Below are 8302 nucleotides of genomic sequence, written 5' to 3'. Positions count from 1 at the left end.
GGACGCTACCCCCGAGCTACGCTCGGCGCTGCTTCGTTCCATCGCGCGCCACACCGGCGAGATGGCCGCTGTCTCGCCCGCAGCCCAGCTGGCTGGGCTGCGTGTCCCGGTGTATCTGCTGCATGGCGAAGGCGACAACGTGATCCCCGCGGCAGAAAGTGAATGGCTCGCGCGCGAGATTCCCGCCGCGCAACTGCGCGCCACGCTGGTGAGTCCGGCCATCTCGCACGTGGAGGCCGCTGGCAAGCCCACGCTGGCAGATCAATGGCGACTCGTGCACTTCCTCGCGCGCGTCCTCGAGAACCAAGAGTAGGTGACGGTTTCCCGTTCTGGCCGTCCGAGAGATGCTACCCTTCGCAGCCACGATGGCGGCGCCACACAAATCCGAAAACATTCCACAAGCGCGGGGCGTCCACACTCCCGACCCACTCGCCCCAGAAGGAAGCCGGCTGCGTCTCGATTCGGTGGACGTCTTGCGCGGCATCGTGATGGTGGTAATGGCGCTCGACCACGTCCGCGACTACCTCACTCACCTTAGCTTCCAGCCCGAGGACGTGCCGCATACCTACTTCGCGCTTTGGATCACGCGTTGGGTCACGCATTACTGCGCGCCCTCGTTCTTCTTCCTCGCCGGCACGGGCGCATTCTTGAGTTACGCGCGCGGCAAAAGCAAAGCCCAGATCGCGCACTTCCTCTGGACGCGCGGCCTGTGGCTCATCCTGCTCGAATTCACCGTCGTCGGTTTCGGCTGGACCTTCATCTTCCCGTTTCCCTGGGGCGGCGTGCTCTGGGCGCTGGGATGGAGCATGGTGATCAACTCCGCCATCGTGCGGCTGCCCACGAAGTGGATCGTCGCCATCGGAGCAGTCATGGTCGCCGGACACAACCTGCTCGACAATGTGCAGCCCGCGGCCTTCGGAAAGCTTGGCTGGCTGTGGACGATACTGCATCAGCCCGGCTTCATCCCGCTGACACCGCCGGCGTGGCTGCAGCCGCACCTGCCACCCGGCGCGCCCTTCGGATTCTTCGTGCTCTATCCGCTGGTCCCATGGATCGGTGTGATGGCGCTGGGTTTCGCCTTTGGCGAGGTGCTGCGGCGCACGCCCGCCGACCGCCAGCGCTGGACGCTGCGCGCCGGCCTCATCGTGACCGCCGCCTTTATCGTGCTGCGCGCCACGAATATCTACGGCAACCCGCACCAGAACTTCTTTGCCGGCACCGGATTGCCCGACGCCGACTTCCACCTCCAGGCCACGCTGGCGAACGACTTCATCCTGTTCACCGACGTGGCGAAGTATCCACCCTCACTCCAGTTCCTGCTCATGACGCTCGGCCCGGCGCTGATTGCGCTCTCGTTCTTCGATCGCATCAGGATCAGCGGCCCTGGCCTGGCCGCGCGCGTGGCGCGCTTCTTCGTGGTCTTCGGACGCGTGCCCATGTTCTATTACGTCCTGCATCTTTACGTCATCCATCTCATGGCGATCGCGGTAGCGAGCGCCTTCGGCCAGCCGCACGCGCACCTCTGGCGCGGCGGCTTCATGCTCGGCTCGGCGCCGCCCGGCTTCGGCTTCAACCTTCCGTTCATCTACCTGATGTGGATCGCGGTCGTGCTCGTCCTCTATTACCCGTGCCTGTGGCTCATGCGCCTGAAGCAGCGCCGCCGGGATTGGTGGTTGAGCTATATGTAACTGGCTACGCGCCGGCGGCTTTCACTCCCTTGGCCGCTTGTGCGATAAGGGCCGCGACCGCGCCGGGCTGCGACACGTAGATGGCGTGGCTGCCCTTGATCTCTACGACCGTAGAACCTGCTCGCTTGGACATGGCGCGCTGGGCAGCAGGCGGGATCATCTTGTCCTCGGTGACGACCAGGTACCAGCTCGGCTTTGTCTTCCACGCTGGTTCGCTGATCGCACCGCCGAGGGCCGCCACGCCCCAGGGGACCTGGGAATCGGCCATGAAAGCGGCCTTCTCGGCGTCCACGTCGTCGGCGAAGGAAGCGGGGAATCTCGCTTTGTCGAGGAATAGAAACCCGTCCTGCGGAGGCAGGATCGGTGGCACGGGCGCGCCCGGCACCGGATCCTTGATGAGCGCGGAAACGGACTCGCCTTTATCCGGAGCAAACGCGGTGATGTACACCAGCCCCGCGACCTTCGGATGGTTTCCGGCTTCGGTGATCACCGCTCCACCATAGGAATGACCGACGAGGATCGCGGACCCGTCCTGCGTTGCAAGAACGCGCTTGGTGACCGCGACGTCGTCTTCTAGCGATATGGTCGGGTTCTGAACGATGCTGACGTTGTAACCATCCTTCTTCAGGATCTTGTAGACGCCCTCCCACCCGGCGCCGTCGACAAAGCCTCCGTGGACCAGAACGATGTTTTTCATGGGGGTGAACCTCCTTCTTAATGTTCGCGATAAGACGACTGATTCCACGCTCGGGCTGAAGGTCGCAAAGCTTTCCCGCCCTACCGACACACCCGCACCCAGCCCCTGTTTGACCGCCTCACCTACCTCTTCTAGACTCGAAGTTTCGCCGCACCCGTCCGTTCCCCCATGGCCGACAACATCAAAGTCAAACTCCCCGACGGCTCCATCAAGGAGCTGCCCAAGGGGACCACCGCGCTCGAGGTAGCCAACTCCATCTCGCCGCGCCTCGCCCAAGCCGCGCTGGTGGCGCAGATCCGCCCTTCCAATAACGGCGCGGAAGCAAAACTCGTCGACCTCACCACGCCACTCAGCGAAGACGTCGAACTTCGCATCCTCACGGAAAAAGATCCCGAATCGCTCGAGGTCTTCCGCCATTCCTCCGCGCATCTGCTTGCGGCAGCCGTTCTAGAGCTATTCCCTGAGACCAAGCTGGGACACGGTCCGCCGACCGACAGCGGATTCTTCTACGACTTCTACCGCGAGAAGCCCTTCACGCCCGATGACCTTGCCGCCATCGAGAAGAAGATGGCCGAGCTCGCGCAGCAGGACATCCCCTACCGTCGCGAGATGCTTTCGCGCGACGCCACGCTCGCCCAGGCCAAGCAGCAAGGCGACTTCATGAAGTGCCACTTCATCGAGCAGTTCGTGAAGCCGGGCGAGCAGGCCAGCTTTTATCAGACTGGCAAGTTCGTGGACTTCTGCCGCGGTCCGCACATCCCGTCCACCGGACGCATCAAGGCGTTCAAGCTGCTGAACCTCGCCGGCGCCTACTGGCTGGGCGACGCCAAGAACCAGCAGCTCCAGCGCATCTATGGGACCTCCTTCTATTCGAAGAAAGAGATGGACGCCTACCTCCACCAGATCGAGGAGGCGAAGAAGCGCGACCATCGCTTGCTCGGCAAGCAGCTGGACTTGTTTTCGATACAGGAACTCGCCGGACCGGGGCTCATCTTCTGGCACCCCAAGGGTGGCACCATCCGCAAGCTTATGGAAGACTGGATGCGCGAGGAGTACATCCGGCGCGGCTACTCACTCGTCTACACGCCGCATATTCTGCGCGTAGACACGTGGAAGGTCTCCGGCCACGAGGGCTACTACGCGAAGAACATGTATCCGCCCATGGAGATGGACGACGCGCTCTATCGCGTGAAGCCGATGAACTGCCCCGGCCACATCCTTATCTACAAGAGCGATCTGCGCAGCTATCGCGACCTGCCACAGCGCTACGGCGAGCTCGGCACCGTTTATCGCTACGAACTTTCCGGCGTGATGCATGGCCTGTTGCGCGTGCGCGGATTTACCCAGGACGACGCGCACATCTTCTGCACGCCGCAGCAGATCGAGGACGAGGTCGTCGGCTGCATTGAATTCGCGCTCGCCGTCCTGAAGACCTACGGCTTCGACCAGTTCCAGGTGGAACTCTCCGACTGGGATCCCAAAGACCGCGCCAGCTACGCCGGCACCGACGAGCAATGGTCGCTGGCCATGCGCTCGCTCGAAAACGCGCTCCGGCGTTCCAAGCTCGAGTACAAGACCATCCCCGGCGAGGCGGCATTCTACGGTCCCAAGATCGACGTAAAGTTGGTCGACGCCATCGGCCGCCTCTGGCAGCTCTCCACCATCCAGTTCGACTTCACCTTGCCGCAACGCTTCGATCTCGAATACGTCGGCGAAGACGGCCAGCGTCATCAGCCCGTGATGGTCCATCGCGCGCTCTATGGATCGATCGAACGTTTCTTCGGCGTGCTCATCGAGCACTATGCCGGCGCTTTTCCGGTGTGGCTCGCGCCGGTGCAAGTGGCCATCGTGCCCATCACCGACCGCCACGTCGGTTACGCGGCGTCGGTCGAGAGCATGTTGAAAGATATCGGCGTGCGCTCCGTGCTCGACGCGCGCTCGGAGAAGATGAACGCCAAGATCCGCGAGCACGCCATGCAGAAGGTCCCGTTCATCCTCGTGATCGGCGACAAGGAAGCCGAAAGCGGCAACGTGAACGTGCGCACCCGCGGCAAAGAGAAGACTGAGGACATGAAGGCGCAAGACTTCGCCGCGCACCTCAAACAGCTCATCGATTCCAAGGCCACCACGCTCTAAGTAACTATTATCCCTAGAGTTACAAGAGACGAAATTCTCTCTGCTGGCTGCGGCCGTCCTGGGCTAGCGGCCGTCCCGGGACTGCCAGGCCAGATAGGCGATCGAAGATAGACGATAGACGATAGACGATAGCCACTAGGCTTCGGTGACTACAGCGGGATGTTCCCGTGTTTCTTGGGCGGGTTCTTATCACGCTTGGTCTGGAGCATCTCGAGCGCATCGATCAGTTTCTTGCGCGTCTCGCGCGGTTCGATCACGGCGTCCAGGTAGCCGCGCTCCGCCGCCACGTAGGGGTTGGCGAACTTCTCCGTGAACTGTTCGATCTTTTCTTGGCGGACCGCGGCGACCGCGTCGTCGCCCTTGAGTTTTCCAAAGCCTTCCTTCCTGGCTTTGTCCAACTCGCGTTTGTAGACGATGTCCACCGCGCCCTCCGGGCCCATCACGGCAACCTCAGCCGTGGGCCAGGCGTAGTTGATGTCCGTGCGGATGTGCTTCGACGCCATCACGCAATACGCGCCGCCGTAGGCCTTGCGCGTGATCACGGTGATCTTCGGGACAGTGGCTTCAGCGTAGGCGTAGAGCAGCTTGGCGCCGTGCTTGATGATGCCGCCAAACTCCTGCTGCGAGCCCGGCAGGAATCCGGGTACGTCTTCAAAGGTGATGAGCGGGAGGTTGAAGGCATCGCAGAAGCGGACAAAGCGCGCGGCCTTCACGCTGGCGTTGATGTCGAGCACGCCGGCCAGCACCGAGGGCTGGTTGGCGACGATGCCGGCGGGACGTCCGTTGAAGCGCGCGAATCCCACCACGATGTTCTTGGCGTAGTGCTCGTGCACCTCGAAAAAGTAGCCATCGTCGATCACCGCGTGAATCACGTCTTTGATGTCGTAGGGCTTGCTGGATTCCGCGGGCACCACGGTCTGCAACTCTTCATCAGCCCGGTCGATCGGGTCGGTGCAAACCTTCCGTGGCGGGTCGTCTACGTTGTTGGAGGGCAGGAAGCTGAGCAGCTCACGGATGAGCGCCAGGCATTCGGCGTCGTCGTGCGCGCGGAAGTGCGCCACGCCGGATATCTCGTTGTGCGTCTGCGGGCCGCCCAGCTGCTCTTTGGTGACCTCCTCGTGCGTGACCGCCTTGATCACGTCGGGTCCGGTGATGAACATGTACGAGGTCTTATCCACCATGCAGATGAAGTCGGTGATGGCGGGCGAATAGACAGCGCCGCCGGCGCAGGGACCCATGATGGCGGAGATCTGCGGGATCACGCCGCTGGCCAGCGTGTTGCGCAGGAAGATGTCGGCGTAGCCGCCGAGCGAGACCACGCCCTCCTGGATGCGCGCGCCTCCGGAGTCGTTGAGCCCGATGAGGGGAGCGCCCACCTTCATCGCCAGGTCCATGAGCTTCACGATCTTCGCCGCGTTGGTCTCGGAGAGCGAGCCGCCAAACACGGTGAAGTCCTGCGCGAAGACGAACACCAGCCGGCCTTCGATCTTGCCATAGCCGGTGACGAAGCCATCGCCGTAGATCTTCTGCTCGTCCATTCCGAAATCGGTGCAGCGATGGGTGACGAGCTTGTCCGTCTCTTCGAAGGTGCCTTCGTCGAGCAGGAACTCGATGCGCTCGCGGGCGGACATCTTTCCCGCCTGGTGCTGCTTCTCGCGGCGCTCCTTGCCGCCACCTGCTTCGGCTAGCCCGTCGCGGCGCTTTAGTTCAGCGAGTTTCTGCTCCCGATCCATGGACACGGATTATAGAGCCCAGAAACCATTAACCACGAAGCCCACGAAGTTTCGCGAAGGCGTCTCTCTTGAAGAGCCTTCGTGTTCCTTCGTGACCTTCGTGGTTAGAGGGATTGCGGACTACTCGCCGGGGCCGCCCATATCGCGCCAGCGATAGGTCTTGCCGTCCCACAGCACCAGTGAGCTTTGGCTGGTACCGTCTTCTTCCAGCACGATCACGCTCACCTGCTTGGCCGGCTTCCCCTTCTTGGCGACGTTCATGGGAGCGACGTTGATGGTGTTGAACGGCAGGTTGATCATCACCACTTTCGCCTTGGGAGTGGGATTGCGCCAGCCTTCCGCGCCCGCGCCGTGGATGACGAGCACCACGTAGTCACCTTCCGGTCGCTCGCTCGACAGGCCGGCGGTATTTTTTGGATTGCCATAGCCGAAGGCGGCGAAGTAGGGATCGATCACCGCATACTTGAACGGGATCTGCCCGCTGAAAACGTTGCGCACGCGCGCGACGATCACCGCATCTTCCACGCCGTCACCATCGAGATCGCCGACCAGCAGTGGCGCCCACGCCTGCACGTGCTCCGGCTGGTGCAGATAACGCGTGGTGTTCGCGCGCTGCAGCGCGACCTTGAAGCTTGGTCCGAACTGCTTTTTCACGATCAGTTGCAGGTCGGCGGGAATCGCGGGTGCACCCTCGGAGAGTGAGTTCGCGTCACTCGGATCAGGTGGCGGCGCGACCGTGGCGTCCGCCGGCTCTTTGGGCGCGGGGGGCGCGGGTTGCTGCTGGCTTTGCGCGAGACACACGGTGTTGACTAAGCTGACGAAAAAGAGAAGGCAGGCGATGCGTAAGGCTCGCATGCTGCCTACTCTAGCGCGATTCCCGGCGCTTACAACCCCAAAGAACCGTCGCGGTTAACGTCGAATGCGCGCCCGCGATACAGCCGGCGCAGCAACCAGACGCTGGCCACGCTCACGAATGCCGCGCCCAAGGCGATGCTCACCACCACTGGGAACGTACATATAAAAGTGCAGGCTGAGGAACCACAAAGCAAAAAGTGCGACGACAATGACCTTAGAGTCGGTGATCTTCAATAGAGTCGGTTTCCAGTCTCGAGTTTCTGGGTCATCTTCTACGGCCCCGAAGGTGGAGAGAAGTAGGCGGAATCTACCGCGCGGGCCCGGCGGTCTTTCATCTTCCTGTAACAATTTCCCGCTAGAATCCGCTACTTATGGAAAGCAAGCTCAACATCGACGCGCGCGATGGTTCGGCGCCCGGCCACCGCGTGATGGTCCTCGCCGGTCCGCTGGTGCTCAACAACATCTTCGACTTCCAGCCCGCGGTGCGGGCCGAGACGGCTCCCGTGCTGGTGCTGGATCTTACGGCCGTGTCTTACGTCGACTCCGCCGGCATCGGTGCCCTCGTCAACGTGCAGGTTTCGCGCGACCGTGCGGGACGCAAACTCGCGCTCGCCGGCGTGAGCAAGCGCTGCCGTGAAGTGCTGGCCATTACCCGCGTGGAGAATGTCTTCACGTTTTACGATACCGTCGAGCAGGCGGAGACCATCACGAAGAACGCCACCGCTTAAGCTCGTACTCTTGCTCTCTTACTCCCCAGTTCACCGCCTCTCGTCCCGACTCTACGTAGCTCTCGATCTCGCTGGAACTTGCGCCCTGGAACGGTGTCATACTGGGCGTAGCCAGTTTTGGCGTACCCTAGGCGAGCGTTTGGCCATGCAGCATCGCCTCGCATTCCGGCGCGAAGTGGTTCCGTCTGTCGAAGACGGCAAGCCCGTCTTTGTTTTTGCCGTCGGCTACATCATCGCCATCCGTCCCGGACTCCCCGCGCCGCAGCCGGTACTCGCGATCATCTTTCTCGCCGCGCTTTTTCTCGCCATCCCCGAGGTGCGCGGTTTCGCGCTGCTCTCCGTGCCTGCCGGCATCGTCTGCGGATGCATCCTGTACGCGCTGCGCAAGTGGCGGCAGCGCAATTTCCCTGCGCCAGACGCCGCGCCGCTGGGCCTCTAAATCCGCGCCGTTTCGCGCTTCTTTCT

Annotated in this window: 9 protein-coding genes; 5 read left to right on the top strand and 4 right to left on the bottom strand. The window is 62.3% G+C overall.

The genetic code is table 11. From position 1 onward, the window contains the following. Both M3P27_04375 and M3P27_04370 read left to right on the top strand, forming a co-directional pair. A partial coding sequence (locus tag M3P27_04375) for an alpha/beta hydrolase (protein MDP9267547.1) occupies positions 1-313 on the top strand: 313 nt, incomplete at its 5' end. A gap of 52 nt (positions 314-365) precedes the next feature. Continuing rightward, positions 366-1688, top strand: a complete 1323-nt coding sequence (locus tag M3P27_04370) for a heparan-alpha-glucosaminide N-acetyltransferase domain-containing protein (GenBank protein MDP9267546.1) — start codon at positions 366-368, stop codon at positions 1686-1688. A gap of 4 nt (positions 1689-1692) precedes the next feature. Here the strand turns inward: M3P27_04370 and M3P27_04365 are convergent, their stop codons facing one another. Continuing rightward, positions 1693-2385, bottom strand: a complete 693-nt coding sequence (locus tag M3P27_04365; GenBank protein ID MDP9267545.1) for an alpha/beta hydrolase — start codon at positions 2383-2385, stop codon at positions 1693-1695. A 168-nt stretch (positions 2386-2553) separates the two neighbouring features. On the opposite strand from M3P27_04365, the gene thrS reads away from it, so the two are divergent. Beyond that, complete coding sequence (gene thrS, locus M3P27_04360; GenBank protein MDP9267544.1) at positions 2554-4521, top strand: threonine--tRNA ligase; 1968 nt, start codon at positions 2554-2556, stop codon at positions 4519-4521. 149 nt (positions 4522-4670) lie between these two features. Here thrS and M3P27_04355 read toward each other — a convergent pair whose 3' ends face one another. From M3P27_04355 to M3P27_04345, 3 genes are all read right to left on the bottom strand, one after another. After that, a complete protein-coding gene (locus M3P27_04355) occupies positions 4671-6254 on the bottom strand; it encodes an acyl-CoA carboxylase subunit beta (GenBank protein ID MDP9267543.1) in 1584 nt (527 codons plus the stop codon). 120 nt (positions 6255-6374) lie between these two features. Then, on the bottom strand, positions 6375-7109 hold the full coding sequence (locus M3P27_04350; GenBank protein ID MDP9267542.1) for a hypothetical protein: 735 nt from the start codon (positions 7107-7109) through the stop codon (positions 6375-6377). Between the two features lie 54 nt (positions 7110-7163). Continuing rightward, positions 7164-7343: a hypothetical protein gene (locus M3P27_04345; GenBank protein ID MDP9267541.1), complete on the bottom strand. Its 180-nt coding sequence runs from the start codon at positions 7341-7343 to the stop codon at positions 7164-7166. 137 nt (positions 7344-7480) lie between these two features. Between M3P27_04345 and M3P27_04340 the strand changes: the two genes are divergently transcribed. Beyond that, entirely contained in the window at positions 7481-7837 is a 357-nt protein-coding gene (locus M3P27_04340) for an STAS domain-containing protein (GenBank protein ID MDP9267540.1), read from the top strand. Positions 7838-7982: 145 nt separating this feature from the next. Next, complete coding sequence (locus M3P27_04335) at positions 7983-8276, top strand: hypothetical protein (protein MDP9267539.1); 294 nt, start codon at positions 7983-7985, stop codon at positions 8274-8276. Positions 8277-8302 lie beyond the last annotated feature (26 nt).

Source organism: Acidobacteriota bacterium, assembly GCA_030774055.1.
Classification (GTDB): Bacteria; Acidobacteriota; Terriglobia; order Terriglobales; family Acidobacteriaceae; genus JACPNR01.
The sequence above is the reverse complement of the archived record's forward strand: the minus strand, read 5'-3'. Positions and strand labels throughout refer to the sequence as shown.